This window comes from Pseudomonas sp. LBUM1660, from assembly GCF_059695935.1.
In genome coordinates this window covers 3,861,463-3,874,445 of record NZ_CP166795.1, presented here as the reverse complement: position 1 = coordinate 3,874,445, position 12,983 = coordinate 3,861,463, and the positions used below count along the sequence as shown (strand labels likewise).

Genomic DNA, 12,983 nt, shown 5'->3' with positions numbered 1-12,983 from the left:
GCAACCCGATGAAAAAGGAAACGATCGGCGCGAAGGACGGACAGGGTGAAGAGGCCTCTTCGCTGATAGACGCGAGGATCAAGGAGTTGAGTGATTGGTGGGGCGTTCCGGTGTGATCGCATACCGGCATCATCTGCACCGGCGAGACGTAGAAGAACGCTGTGAAGATGACCTTCGCCAAGGGGGCGTCGCTGGAGGATCCTTCGGGGCTTTTCAACGCGAGTCTTGAAGGCAATACGCGACGGGCGATAGATGTGCATGAAGAGGATGAGATTAATGAGAAAGCGTTGAGGGCGTTGATTAACGCTGCCGTCGCGCTCAACACCTCGCGAGCGGCCGCGCGTGCCAAACCGGCGAAATGAGCAAAGAACTAATGCCGTTCAGTGAGTCAATCTCTAAGGTTATGCCATTTCAATCCCCATGGCGGCGGATGGGGCCGATGCTGGCAATGTTTATCAAGCTGGACGACGAGCCTGTTTCAACTGCGCATTCACCGGCTGCGATAACTCAGAGCTGAGGCGCGACGTTTCACCCTATCGACCAAAAGCCACCGCCAACCAAGGGGCGGAAAATCACCTGCTTTAGCTGATACCAATTGGCCATCTCATCCGTTAGAGTGTGCGCCGCCCGAGAGACGGATCCCGGGCACTATCTCATGGAGTTTTTTCAGTGAAGTACGTTAGTAAAGTTGTCGCGGTTGCGCTGTTCGGTCTGGTTTTGGCGGGATGCACCGGCACGCCGATGAATACCCAGCACTATGAAAGCAGCCAGTACACCGTCTTGGGCCACAGTGAAGCGAGCGCCACGGGCCTGCTGCTGTTCGGCGTGATCCCGATCCAGCAGAACAACCGTTTTGTTCGCGCTCAGAACGCGGCGATCAAAGCCAAGGGCGGCGACGCGATGATCAACACCCAGGTGCAGGAAAACTGGTTCTGGGCCTGGGTCCTGACCGGTTACACCACCAAGATCTCCGGTGATGTGGTCAAGCTGAAAAACGTTCAGTAAACCCAATACCCGGTCTTGATTGCGGATGCGCAATTGTGGCGAGGGGATAAATCCCCTCGCCACAGGTTTTGCTCAGCTGAAGATTTTCTTAAGTGAATAGCCTTGCGGTTTAACCGGGTTTTCATCAGTGGAAGCTGGAGGTCATTGGCGTTCCGTCACTCTGGCTTGCTGCGCCACCCGATTCCTTCCCGACCACTTCGCCTGATAAAGCTGCTGATCGGCGCGTTTAATCAGCGCGGTCGTATTACTGTCCGATGACTCGGCCAGGCCGATGCCGATACTCACCGTAACGTGCCCGACCGAAGCAAAAGTAGCCTCGGCAATCGCAGCGCGAATCTTCTCGGCAACGACCTCGGGGCTCTCCGGTTCCTCGACTTCCGGTAACAGCACCGCAAACTCCTCGCCCCCGTAGCGGGCCACGAAGTCGGTGGCGCGGGTGTTGTCCTCAATCAGTCGGGCGAGTTGGTGCAGGACTTCATCGCCGATTGCATGGCCGTGAGTGTCGTTGATCTGCTTGAAGTGGTCGGCGTCGATGAATAGCAACGCGAAGGGCCGTCCGGTGCGTTGAAACAGCAGGTTGCACTCATCCAGTTTCTCGTCGAATCGGCGCCGGTTGTACACGCCGGTCAGTGCGTCGTGGGTGGCCAGTTTCAACAAGTCGGCATTGGCCTGGGTGAGGGCGGCGGTGCGTTGCGCGACCGTGGCTTCCAGCGACGCATTGGCTTCCTGCAATTCGCGCTCCTTGCCGAGCAAGGACTCCGTCATGCCCTGGAGGGACTGGCCCAGCTGGGCAATTTCTCGCACCGAATGATCACGGGGGAAGGTCACCCCGGGCTGTTGGTTCTGAACCTGTTTGGCCGACTTTGCCAGCTGCTCGATCGGGCGACTGAGGTACAGCGCCAGGTAGTACGCCACCAGGCCGAACACGACCGCAGCAATCACCCCCAGCACCAGCAATTTGTAAAACAAAATACGTGCGGGTTGAAGCGCGATATCCAGTGGCTGGCGGACCGCGATGTACCACGTAAGGTCCGTGCTCAAGGGCGTGGGCACCGCGACGACGCTGGTCAGGTAACCGTTGCCGACTGACCAGTCTGCGGTATCGGAATGGTTTCCCCGGGCGACCGGCATGTTCGCCACGCGTTGCCCCATGAGTGCTTCCGGGTAGAGCACTTTGCCGTCGTGGTCGACGATCAGTGCCTCCACTTCGGGCGTCATGTCCTTGCGCAGCACCGCTGCGTCAACAATCCGCGTGACCCAGCTCCAATGGGCATGCGCGCCCAGCACACCGATCACCTGGCCTTTGGCATTGCGGATCGGCGCGGCGAAATCGATGAAGCGCAAAGGCTCGCCACCGGCGGTTCCCTGCAGCAGTTTGGCCAGCAAGACTGCTTCATGAGGATCGCCGGTATAGGCGCCGCGCAACCCGGCCTGGAACCAGGGGCGCTCCTTCACCGATTGATTCACCAGAAGGCCGTTCACGGCTTGCCGTACACGCCCGTTGGCGTCAGCCACGCCCATCCAGGCGTACTCGGCGCGGGACTGCGAACGCAACTCCATCGACGACAAGATATCCGGATCGTCCAGGTCGCCATGCTTGAAAAACGGCGCTCGACTGAGCAGGGACACTTCGAGCTGACGCTCATGCAGTTGCGCGCCCAACAGCTCGGCCGCCGACCTTGCCGTGCTCAACAACGCATTGCCGCTGGCCTGCTTCATCTGCTCGGTGGCGATGTGGCCCACGTAGAAACCCACACTCACCAGCGTGAGCAGCGACAAACCGGCAAACCAGAGAGTCAGGTGGCTTCGCAAACTGGCTTTGATCATGGGCGACACCTGACGGTTTGAGGTCGCAGCATGGTATGCGCAATGGTCGGGTGGGTGCCAGTGGCGGCGCTTTCATGGCCATTGATCGGTACCCGCATTCGCCAGCGCGATGACGTGAAACAGAGTCAGTGGTACAAGTCGGACTGAAGCGCCCTCAGTCGGTACGACCGCGCATTTGCGCGAGAATCCGCGCCGCATCCCGGGCCGGAGGCAAACCGAAGACGCGGGCATAATCCCGGCTGAATTGAGTGGCGCTTTCATAGCCGACATCGAACGCGGCGTTGGTGACGCTTTTAGCGTTCGCCACCAACAAGGTCCGCGCCTGGAGCAACCGCACGCGTTTTTGATACTGCAAGGGGCTTAACGTGGTGACGGCTTTGAAATGGCGGTGGAACGCAGACACGCTCATCGACGCTTTCCGGGCCATTTCTTCGACCCGCAGCGGCTCGGCGAAGGCGTGGCGGATCCACTGGATGGCGAGGCTTACACGGGCCATGGCCGTATCGGGCGCGGCAATTTCGCGCAGCATCCAGCCGTGCGGTCCTTGCAAAACCCGGTAGAGAATCTCCCGCTCGTAAACCGGGCTCAGCGCCGCGATATCCGCCGGCCGATCCATCAATCGCAGCATGCGCACCCAAGCATCCATCAGTTCGGGCGTGACTGGGGCCACGGAAAAACCGGCCTCCTGTTCAGGCGGTGCGGCAGGTTTTGGCAGGTCCGTCAGCAACGTCGCCAGAACGGCAGGGTCCAGCGTCAAGGCGACGGCGAGGTACGGTTCGCCGGACGTGGCCGGGTGCACACTGCCGACCGCAGGCAGGTCGATCGACATCACGAAATAAGTCGCCGGGTCATACCGCAGTGTGCGATCGCCGACGGTGATGGTCTTACTGCCTTGCAGGATCAGGTTGATCATCGGCTCATAGACCGCGGCCAACTGATGCTCGGGAATCGCACCCTGAACCATGGCCACGCGCGCAATGCCAGTCTCTGTAAGCCTGTTTTCGGCCCTGGCGGCGAGGGCTCTGAGTTCATGCAGTTGATTTTCCATGGGGAGACATCTGACCGCAGGGTGGCGCACGACGCAAGTGAAAAGCAGAAACAGGCAGGATTGGAGTAGTAACGGCTGCGCTCGCCCGAAGGTGTAGGGTTACCGTGGTTGCTCATCTGATTAACAGTGGAGCAAGCCATGAGCGTTATCGTCATCACCGGCGGCAGTCGAGGCATCGGTGCCAGCGCCGCAGTGCAATGTGCCCGGCGCGGAATGGGCGTCATCCTGACCTACAAGAGCAACGTGCAAGCGGCCGATTCGGTTGTTCAGCGCATCAGGTCCGAGGGCGGCAATGCCGTCGCCCTCGAACTGGATGTCAGCCATGCCGGAACCTTCGGCGTGTTCGTCGAGGCAGTACGGCAGGCGCTGCAATCGAACTGGCAAACCACCACCCTGGGCGGTCTGGTCAACAATGCCGGCCACGGCCTGTTCAATCCGCTTGAGACGGTCACCGAGGCGCAGTTCGACGACCTGATGAACGTTCACCTCAAAGGCCCGTTCTTCCTGACCCAGGCCTTGTTGCCGCTGATGGAGGAGGGCGCGAGCATCGTCAACCTGACCAGCGCGACGACACGGGTGGTCACCGCAGGCGTGGCGCCTTATGCGGCTTTCAAGGGCGGGCTGGAAGTACTGACCCGTTACATGGCCAAGGAGTTTGGTGAGCGGCGCATCCGTGCCAATGCTGTCTCGCCCGGCGCCATTCGCACCGAACTGGGCGGCGGCTTGAGCGAAGAGTTCGAGACGCTGCTGGCCTCGCAAACGGCGCTCGGTCGAGTCGGCGAACCGGACGACGTCGGTCGAGTGATCGCCACACTGATGTCCGAAGAAAGTGCCTGGATCAACGCGCAATCCATTGAGGTTTCCGGCGGCTACATCATTTGAATCAGCGAGGCGCATCCCATGCTTGATCATGTTTTTATTTCAGTCCGCGACACCCAACGCTCCGTCAATTTTTACATCGCGGCGCTCTCACCGCTCGGCATCACTGACCGGCTGGATTACGACGGCAAGGATGGCCCCCCGGGCCACCCGGACCTCAAGGGTTTCGGCGCGCAAGGCCGGGTGTTTTTCTGGCTGCGTGAAGGCGTGGTCGAGGGCCGGGCTGCGCATGTCGGGTTTGTCGCCAAGAGCTGGGGCGAGGTCGATGCGGCCTATGCCGCGGCGATGAAAGCAGGCGCTACCGACAACGGCGCTCCCGGCGCACGGTTGCATTACGACCCGAATTATTACGCGGCCAACGTCCTGGACCTGGATGGGTACAGCCTCGAATTCGTCTATAAAAACTGGCAGCACCCACAATGAGCAGACTTCTGATTTATGGCGCAACCGGGTACACCGGTCGAATGGTCGCGGCGCAGGCGAAGGCGGCCGGGCTGGACTTCGAAATCGCCGGACGTGACGAGACAAGCGTGGCGGCGCTTGCCCGGCAACTGAGCGTGCCTTATCGCGCCTTCTCGCCAGACGCTCAAACGGTGCAAGCGCTGAGCGGCGTCACCGTCCTGTTGAACTGCGCCGGCCCTTTTGTGCTGACCGCAGAACCCTTGATGCGGGCCTGCATCGAGGCCGGGGTCGATTACCTCGACATCACCGCCGAAATCAACGTTTATCGCCTGGCGGAGCGGTTGGGCGAGAACGCCGGCGTGATGCTGTTGCCTGGCGTCGGCTGGGACGTGGTCCCCACGGACTGCCTCGCTCTGCACGTTGCCCGCCGTGTCGAACAGCCGCAGTCGCTACGGATCGCGCTGCAGGTCGCTGGCTCCATGTCCCGCGGATCGGCCAATAGCGTCGGCGAGATCATCGGTGCGGGATTGATGGCGCGGGTCGACGGCGTACTCGTTCCTGCGCCGGATGCGCAACCGCGTCACTTCGATTTCGGCACCGGGCCTGTGCTCTGCGCGCCGCTGTCGTTCGGTGACCTGGTCACCGGTGGGCACTCAACGGGTATTGCGAACATCGCGATGTTCGTGCACATCAGCGGTGACGCGTTCCCCGAGGGCGACTTGTCCCAACTCCCCGATGGCCCCAGCGAGCAAGAGCGCCTGTCGCATCGGGCCCGTGCAGTTGCCGAGGTGACGGGGGCCGATGGGCAGGTTGCGCGGTCGGTGATCGAGACCCTCAACGGCTACTCCTACACACCATTGGCCGCAGTGGAAGCCGCGCGACGCGTGTTAGCCGGGGAGCGGCGTTGCGGGTTCGAAACGCCGGGTCGTCTGTTCGGTGTGGAGTTTGCCGAGAGCATTGCCGGGACGGTGATCGTTGATCTTTAAGGCTGGTGCTGAAGGCACAGCAAGCGCTCGATCTGCGCCAGCTCCCAGGTGCTGAGCAAACTGACTGGGCCTGTGCCATAACGTTGCCAACTGTCGAGCTCACCCTCGCGGCCGTCCGGGCTCTGGCAACGTTGGCAATGCAGCAGACGGGCGCCATCGACACCGAGGCTCAGGCGCCAGCCTTCGATATCGACGTGCACGTGGCCGGGCTCGGGTTGTTCGTCGAGCCGTATCAGAGGCCGAACGTCCAGCGCGGCGTCGCGCAACTGCTGGTAAACCTCGCGGGCGGTCAGGGGGGGCACAGGGTTCTCCGGTGAAATCGCTGGGGGCACAGGATAGAGGCTGCGCTTGCCGCTGTCAGCGGAGCCTCAAACTTCCTCGACTGCCTGCGGGCGTCGGGCAGGCTGGCCTTCTTCCTCGCGAAGCTCACGGCTCATGTCGTTGCAGCTTTGCGACCAGTCTGTCAGCCACTGCGGCATCGGCGGCGATTGCTCCGCCAGGCCCAGCTCCCGGGCGAACTCGCCGGGGGCGACCGTGCCTTTGCCTGCGCGGAACAGGCCGCGCATCACGACCACGCCGACCACGCGTCCCTTGCTCACGAAGCGGTGCTCCATAAAGCTCCACTTATCGTCCCAGCCCAGCATCCGGGTGTGAATCTCGAACGCTTCGAACAGCTTCAGCTCACGACGGAATTTGCCCCAGGTATCGCCAACGATCGGCACCGCCTTGTTGCGCAGCGCCACCCGGAATGCGCCGCTGCGCAGCACGTAGTCCATGCGTCCCAGGTCGGCCAGGGTGAAATAGCGGCCATTGGTCACGTGGCGGTTGAGGTCGAGATCCAGCGGCCAGACACGCAGGCGGATGACGGTAGTGGCCAAGGCATCAACCGGCTTGCGCCACGGACGACGAAACAGCATGAGAAACAGTCGGAACCAGAGATTCATAAGTACGCCGATGGTTGAATGACCGGTGCACTTTAGGGAGAAGGGATCAGGTAAGGTAGGTGCGCAAATGACTTTTTTCATGCGAAAAGCGCAATTGGATCATGTATGTACGTCACTCGTTTACAGGCGGGCCAATGTTTCGCCGCCAGCGCCACAAACCTGCCACCGCATGTTTGGAGCAGGACATGAAGAAAGCCGCAGCACTCACCCTGGCCTTGGTGCTCACTGCCGGATGTTTCAGCGCGCCAGCACGAGCGGCCGGCGATGCTGAAGCGGGCGCGACACTGTTCAAGCGGATATGCGGCGGCTGCCATCAGGTCGGGAAGTCGGCGCGAGGTTCGTTCGGGCCACAACTCAATGGCATTTTTGGGCGCATGTCTGGCAGCAGCACGGATTATCAATATTCCGACGCCATGAAATCGGCCGGCATCGTGTGGACCCGCGAAACCCTGACCGCGTACCTTGAAGCGCCGAAGGAAGTGGTGCCCGGCACTCGCATGATTTTCTGGGGACTCAGCGATCCGGAAAAGATCGAAAACCTGTTGGCGTATCTTCAGACCTTTCAGCCACAGTAGGGCTCCCGACGTTCGCCAAGGATAAAAATATCGATGCAACGAACCACCTCGCGATTGCTGTTGAGGCCGCCTCGAACCGAAGACCTGGCCAGCCTGTTTGCTATCTACGGCGACCCAGCCACGAACCAATACAACCCGGCCGGGCCTTTGACCGTGATTGGCCAGGCTGAAACGCTGCTGGAAGACTGGATTCGCCACTGGACCCTACACGGTTGCGGGCTGTGGACCATTGCCACCCGTGCTTCTCCGGATTGCGTTCTCGGTTTCGGCGGGATTGGTCTGCGCAAGTTTGGTGAAGTCGAGCGGCTGAACCTCGGTTATCGTTTGGCCGTGGGCGCCTGGGGCCAGGGCTATGCGACCGAGTTGAGCAGGGCGGCGCTTGAATATGGATTCGATGAGCTGAAGGTGTCGGATGTTTTTGCGCTGGTCAGGCCTGCCCACACCGCCTCGATAGGTGTACTGGAAAAGATCGGCATGCAACGTGTCGATGTGCTGGATGACGTACCAGGGCAGGCGCCGAGTTTTGTCTACAAGATCAGTCGGTCCTTGATCGGGGACTGATTTATTTTTGCGCATGAAAAGCCCGGCTGGATGGGTCGGGCTTTCATTGAGTACCGCGGTAAAGCGATGTTGACTTCGATGTGTCAGGGGTAGACCCTTGGTTTCGATGATTTTCAGCGCTGTAACTTGAATGTTCTTTCTGAATATAGACCCCCATCATTGTTTGATCTGATAGTTGGGTTTGCACTTGCATGATGTAGGAGCAATCAATCAATGGAAGTGATGTTGCTCACTTCTGGGAGGCAAGGATGCAGGAAAAAGTTATTTATCTATCTTCGATTCATTGTTTGATTCGGTATCTGTGCGAGCGGCATCACTCGAGTGATTTCGCAATAACAATGCTCGCGCTATTCCACTGCATGCGAGTGGGTTCTGTTGCGCGTTGTAACTATCCGCTTATCTACTTAGTGAAGTGCACTTTCATCTTTCGATAACCCGCCCTCATAGTTTGCATTGCGCGCAGCGGGAAACACATCTGCTTTGAATAATAAAACGGAGAAACCATGGCAAATCCCTACCGCGAACTGCTCACTACCCCAGGCGTCATGGGGTTGGTGATCGCGAGTTCCATTGCCCGTTTGCCCCAGGCAATGATCGGCATCGGCATCATTATCATGTTGGTGCAGCAGACAGGTCTGTATTGGCTGGCCGGCTCGGTCGCGGGCACTTTTACGTTAGCCAACGCGCTGATCGGCCCGCAAGTATCGAAACTTGTTGATCGGCGGGGGCAGAGTCGGGTTCTGCCCCTTGTGACGGCGTTCAGCGTCGGTATGTTGCTGGCGCTGATTATCGCGGTCTACATGAGGGCTCCGTCGGTACTGCTTTTCATTCTTGCGGCACTGGCGGGTACGATGCCCAGCATGCCCGCGATGATAAGAGCACGCTGGACACAGCTGTTCCGTGGCAAGCGGCATTTGCACACGGCCTTTTCCCTGGACACGGTTATCACTGAGCTGGCCTTTATTATCGGCCCACCCCTGGCCATTGGTTTGAGTACCCGTTTCTTCGCCGAAGCCGGACCGTTGGTTGCCGTCTTGCTGCTGGTCATCGGCGTGACGGCTTTTCTGCTGCAACGGCAGACAGAACCGAAGGTGGTTGTCGGCAGCAAGAAGAGCGCAGGTTCGACCCTGCTGATCCCGGGCCTTCGCACCATCGTCCTGGCGCTGCTGGCGATGGGGGTGATTGGCGGATCAATCGATGTGGCCGTCGTGGCCTTCGCCAACGCACAAGACTGGCCAGCGTCCGCCAGCTTCATCCTGGCAGCCTATGCGCTCGGCTCAATGATCGCCGGCCTGACGTTCGGCGCGTTGAGGGTCTCCTTGTCGATTGAAAAGCAATTCTTCGTTGGAGTACTGGTCACGGCGGTCACAGCCGTATTGCCCATTTTCTCGCCGGACGTCTACATCCTTTCCTTGATGCTGTTTGTGGCAGGCATGTCATTCGCGCCAACAATGGTTGTCGTCATGAACCTCGGCACCATCATCGTTCCACCGTCCAGGATCACCGAAGGCCTGACGTGGATGACGACGGGCATCAGCATCGGCGTGGCGCTCGGTGGCGTACTCGCGGGCCTGGTCATCGACGCCTATGGCGCACGGGCAGGGTTCGGTGTGGCCATTGTCGCGGGGATGGTCATGGTGGTGATTGTGCTTCTGGGGCTGCCTAAACTTCGCGCCACGTCAGCGGTTTGCGCTGAGCCGAGCTTTCAGTCATCAGCCAACTAGAATGATCATTCCTTCCCCATTGTTGGAGAACCAGAATGGTCAGCAAAAACACGATTTGCCTCTGGTACGACGGCGCCGCGCTGGACGCCGCGACGTTCTACGCCAAGACGTTTCCTGATAGCGCGGTGGGCACCATCCTTCGCGCGCCTGGCGACTATCCGGCGGGCAAGCAGGGCGATGTGTTGACGGTCGAATTCACGGTGATGGGCATTCCGTGTCTCGGCCTGAACGGGGGCTCGGGGGTCAAGCACAACGAGGCGTTCTCGTTTCAGGTGGCGACCGACGACCAGGCTGAAACGGACCGCTTGTGGAGCGCGATTGTCGGAAACGGCGGCCAGGAAAACGTCTGCGGCTGGTGCCAGGACAAATGGGGACTGTCGTGGCAGATCACGCCACGCGTCCTGACGGACGCCATCAACCATCCTGATCAAGCGGCGGCCAAGCGCGCGTTCGACGCCATGATGCAGATGGGGAAAATCGACGTCGCGGCGATCGAAGCGGCGGTCAAGGGCTAACCCAACCTGACGCTGATTGGTCTACGTTATCGCGCCAGTTGCTCCACCAGCTCAGGCGTCACGTAGTGCGGTCCGTCGAACAGGTACAGCGGGTAACCGTCATAGGCCGCCAATTGCGGCTTGAGCTCGGCGGCGGTCGCGGAGCGGAAACCGCCACCGAAGTTGGGCCGAAAGGCTTCCACGATGATTCGTACCCGGTCTTTGCCCAGACGCTGGCGCAAGGCGTCGGCGTAGGTCCTGGCGACCGGAGCGGTGCGGGCGTAGACACCGACGCCGTCCTGAAAGAACACGCCAATGTCATTCGGCAGCCACTGCTTGAGCCATTCGGCTGTGGCGACCGGGCCGATGTTGGCGCCGTCATACACGCTGATCCATAACGGTCGCGGTAACTTGGCCAGCAGGGCGGGCAGCTCTTTGGCGCGGGTCCAGCTGGGGTCGACTTCGGCGGGGAAATACCAGCCGGTGACGTGCAAGGGCGTTGGCAATTTGGCGATGCGTTCCGAGACCGCAGCCAGTTGCTCGATGTTGTCCCGTGAGCGGTTTTCGCTGAAATAGCCGGCCAGTCCGAGGATGACGTCTTGCGCCCAAGGGGCCTTGGCGATGCGTGCCCAATCGGGCAGGACCGGTACGCTGGGCAGGCCGGTACCGGCAACGAATGCCTGATCGTCGACGACGGTCCACTGCACCAGCAACTCACGGGCCCCCAGCTTTTCCCATTGGCCGTTGATGCCGACGGTCTTGTTGTCCGGCTGCCAGACGATGCCGACGATCCCTGGGGTCTGGGCCTTTTTGTCCGTCACGTAGAGCACGCCGGTCCCGGAGCCGAGAATGACGGCAAGCAACAGACCCGCAACGGTGGCGCGGCTGGCGGTGTAACCAAGAATGTTCACGGAAGGGCCTTGTTGATGCGCTGATGCCATTGGCTCAGCGAGGTGACACCTTTGGCGTTCCAATGGGCTGCGGCATCGGGGCCGAGGTGAAATTGGCCCTCATTGAATTGCCAGACGATCACTTGCGGTTTGTGTTGGGCGAAGTCCGCAGACTCCAAGTATTGCAACAGCGTAGCCCATGGGCCGACATCGCCAGGATTCCAGGTCAAGGCGACGGGACGGTCAAGGGCATTGGAAAGCTTTTGCGTGAAGCCCAGGTAAGGCTGGACAAAGCTGTTGCCGATCACCTGAACCGGTGCCGGTGCGTCATCGATCAGCAAGTCGTTCTGTGCCTGATGGCGAACGGTGTAGATGTCGCGACCAATCGATTTGCGCTTGATCGCCGGCAGGAAGTTGCTCGCCAGATCACCGAATGCGCGTCGGTCGAACCACTCGCCCAGCGCCGCGCCACCGCCGGGTTCGCCTTGCAGGCGGTAACGCTCGGTAATCAGTTGCGCCGTGGCGTCGGCGGTGTTTTCCGCGCTCCAGGCCGTCCAGTGGTAGTCGGCGCGATAAAATGCCGTCTGTTTGCCATGTTCGGTGCGTTGCAGGACGGGCTTGATGTTCAGCGTGGTCAGGCCTGCCTGAGTCAGGTCGCTCTGCAAGTGCTCGTAGCGCTGCATCACGGCCGGGCTCAAGGGCTGATTGGCGGGCAGGCGCGCGGCATAAAACGGCGCTTTCATCGGCACCACCAATACGACCAGACTGATGTGTTCCCGGGCAAGGTTCTGCTGGAGTTGTTTCACCAGCGCAATGTTGCGGGCCGTGCCGGGGTTGTCGACCTTGTTCAAGCTTTCCCAGGCCGGGAACAGCCAGCCGCCTTCGCCGGTGATGACCGCCGAGGCCGCTTCAACGCCGGTGCCCGACAGGCTCAACACCACACCGGCGATCAGGGCGGGAACCGGCAAGCGAGATTTCAAATGAAGGATCATGGCGCGGTCTGGTCGACAAGGCCGATCAGGCGTGGAGCCTGCCGGGAGCCGACCAGGAACAGGCTGTAACGATCGCCGGCCTTGAAGGGCGCCAGCTTGAACGGCAGGCTGTTGTTCTGCTCGCAACTGGCAACCAGCGTCGCCTGCACCGGGTTGATCGTGCGCTGGGCCTGGCCGTTGAACGGCACCTGATTGAACACAGGGGCATGGTTAGCCAGTTTGACCCCGGCCTTTTCGCAACCGCTGGCCAGGTTGTAGACGTTGAGTTCGGCGCGCAAGTCTTTGCCGCGCAGCGGTGGGTCGATGACCAGGCGAGGTGCCCGCGCCGGGTCACTGTCGAGAATCAGCGTGACCCACGCACTTTTCGGCGCGCTCAGGCCCTTTATCTCGCGACCGTTGACGGTCACTTGCAGCGGCTGTCGCGAGTCCACGACCTGAAAAGGACTGGCCACGGTGGCCTGGGCGGAAAGGGCGAAACTCGCGCCCTGGCCCACCTGGACCTGCATGGCGGTGTCGGAGGGGTTGACCACCCGCACCCAGGCCGAACCCTCGGGCAGTTTTGGCGCGTACAGCTGGGCAATTTCAGGGGCGGCATTTGCCCACATCGGGATCAGGCCAAGTCCCAGCCACAAACAGAATCGAATCTTCATGCAAGT

Annotated in this window: 15 protein-coding genes and 1 pseudogene; 9 read left to right on the top strand and 7 right to left on the bottom strand. The window is 60.6% G+C overall.

The genetic code is table 11. From position 1 onward, the window contains the following. The first annotated feature begins 8 nt into the window (after window positions 1-8). Window positions 9-362: pseudogene (locus tag ACA068_RS18170) on the top strand (DUF1801 domain-containing protein). A 307-nt stretch (window positions 363-669) separates the two neighbouring features. Beyond that, window positions 670-1,005 carry a hypothetical protein gene (locus tag ACA068_RS18165; protein ID WP_010459119.1) on the top strand — a complete coding sequence of 112 codons (336 nt, stop codon included), beginning with the start codon at window positions 670-672 and terminating at the stop codon, window positions 1,003-1,005. Between the two features lie 141 nt (window positions 1,006-1,146). On the opposite strand, the gene ACA068_RS18160 is transcribed toward ACA068_RS18165, so the two are convergent. Both ACA068_RS18160 and ACA068_RS18155 read right to left on the bottom strand, forming a co-directional pair. Continuing rightward, complete coding sequence (locus ACA068_RS18160) at window positions 1,147-2,832, bottom strand: diguanylate cyclase (protein ID WP_497303720.1); 1,686 nt, start codon at window positions 2,830-2,832, stop codon at window positions 1,147-1,149. Between the two features lie 154 nt (window positions 2,833-2,986). Continuing rightward, complete coding sequence (locus tag ACA068_RS18155; RefSeq protein ID WP_497303719.1) at window positions 2,987-3,880, bottom strand: AraC family transcriptional regulator; 894 nt, start codon at window positions 3,878-3,880, stop codon at window positions 2,987-2,989. Window positions 3,881-4,018: 138 nt separating this feature from the next. Here ACA068_RS18155 and ACA068_RS18150 point away from each other — a divergent pair, with 138 nt between their 5' ends. Genes ACA068_RS18150 through ACA068_RS18140 form a run of 3 tightly spaced genes read left to right on the top strand, consistent with a single transcriptional unit; the run spans window position 4,019 to window position 6,147 of the window. Next, window positions 4,019-4,762 (top strand): SDR family NAD(P)-dependent oxidoreductase, encoded by a 744-nt coding sequence (locus ACA068_RS18150; protein WP_497303717.1) that lies wholly within the window; start codon window positions 4,019-4,021, stop codon window positions 4,760-4,762. Between the two features lie 18 nt (window positions 4,763-4,780). Next, window positions 4,781-5,182: a VOC family protein gene (locus ACA068_RS18145; protein ID WP_497303716.1), complete on the top strand. Its 402-nt coding sequence runs from the start codon at window positions 4,781-4,783 to the stop codon at window positions 5,180-5,182. Beyond that, on the top strand, window positions 5,179-6,147 hold the full coding sequence (locus tag ACA068_RS18140; protein WP_497303714.1) for a saccharopine dehydrogenase family protein: 969 nt from the start codon (window positions 5,179-5,181) through the stop codon (window positions 6,145-6,147). The genes ACA068_RS18145 and ACA068_RS18140 overlap by 4 nt, the downstream gene beginning before the upstream one ends. On the opposite strand, the gene ACA068_RS18135 is transcribed toward ACA068_RS18140, so the two are convergent. After that, the gene (locus ACA068_RS18135) at window positions 6,144-6,449 is read right to left on the bottom strand and encodes a DUF7693 family protein (protein WP_497303712.1); all 306 of its coding nucleotides are present in this window, start codon (window positions 6,447-6,449) and stop codon (window positions 6,144-6,146) included. The genes ACA068_RS18140 and ACA068_RS18135 overlap by 4 nt on opposite strands. A 66-nt stretch (window positions 6,450-6,515) precedes the next feature. Beyond that, on the bottom strand, window positions 6,516-7,091 hold the full coding sequence (locus ACA068_RS18130; protein ID WP_497303710.1) for a thioesterase family protein: 576 nt from the start codon (window positions 7,089-7,091) through the stop codon (window positions 6,516-6,518). Window positions 7,092-7,276: 185 nt separating this feature from the next. Between ACA068_RS18130 and ACA068_RS18125 the strand changes: the two genes are divergently transcribed. The 4 genes from ACA068_RS18125 to ACA068_RS18110 all read left to right on the top strand — a co-directional run bounded on the left by ACA068_RS18125 (window position 7,277) and on the right by ACA068_RS18110 (window position 10,466). Next, window positions 7,277-7,666 (top strand): c-type cytochrome, encoded by a 390-nt coding sequence (locus ACA068_RS18125; RefSeq protein WP_497303708.1) that lies wholly within the window; start codon window positions 7,277-7,279, stop codon window positions 7,664-7,666. A 33-nt stretch (window positions 7,667-7,699) separates the two neighbouring features. Further along, window positions 7,700-8,227 (top strand): GNAT family N-acetyltransferase, encoded by a 528-nt coding sequence (locus ACA068_RS18120; RefSeq protein WP_497303706.1) that lies wholly within the window; start codon window positions 7,700-7,702, stop codon window positions 8,225-8,227. 503 nt (window positions 8,228-8,730) lie between these two features. Continuing rightward, window positions 8,731-9,951, top strand: a complete 1,221-nt coding sequence (locus tag ACA068_RS18115) for an MFS transporter (protein WP_497303704.1) — start codon at window positions 8,731-8,733, stop codon at window positions 9,949-9,951. A gap of 35 nt (window positions 9,952-9,986) precedes the next feature. Further along, window positions 9,987-10,466, top strand: a complete 480-nt coding sequence (locus tag ACA068_RS18110; RefSeq protein ID WP_497303702.1) for a VOC family protein — start codon at window positions 9,987-9,989, stop codon at window positions 10,464-10,466. 26 nt (window positions 10,467-10,492) lie between these two features. Here the strand turns inward: ACA068_RS18110 and ACA068_RS18105 are convergent, their stop codons facing one another. Genes ACA068_RS18105 through ACA068_RS18095 form a run of 3 tightly spaced genes read right to left on the bottom strand, consistent with a single transcriptional unit; the run spans window position 10,493 to window position 12,977 of the window. Beyond that, complete coding sequence (locus ACA068_RS18105) at window positions 10,493-11,356, bottom strand: alpha-amylase family protein (protein ID WP_497303701.1); 864 nt, start codon at window positions 11,354-11,356, stop codon at window positions 10,493-10,495. Then, window positions 11,353-12,327, bottom strand: a complete 975-nt coding sequence (locus ACA068_RS18100; protein WP_497303699.1) for an alginate O-acetyltransferase AlgX-related protein — start codon at window positions 12,325-12,327, stop codon at window positions 11,353-11,355. The genes ACA068_RS18105 and ACA068_RS18100 overlap by 4 nt, the downstream gene beginning before the upstream one ends. Beyond that, window positions 12,324-12,977, bottom strand: a complete 654-nt coding sequence (locus tag ACA068_RS18095; protein ID WP_497303697.1) for an alginate O-acetyltransferase AlgF — start codon at window positions 12,975-12,977, stop codon at window positions 12,324-12,326. The genes ACA068_RS18100 and ACA068_RS18095 overlap by 4 nt, the downstream gene beginning before the upstream one ends. Window positions 12,978-12,983 lie beyond the last annotated feature (6 nt).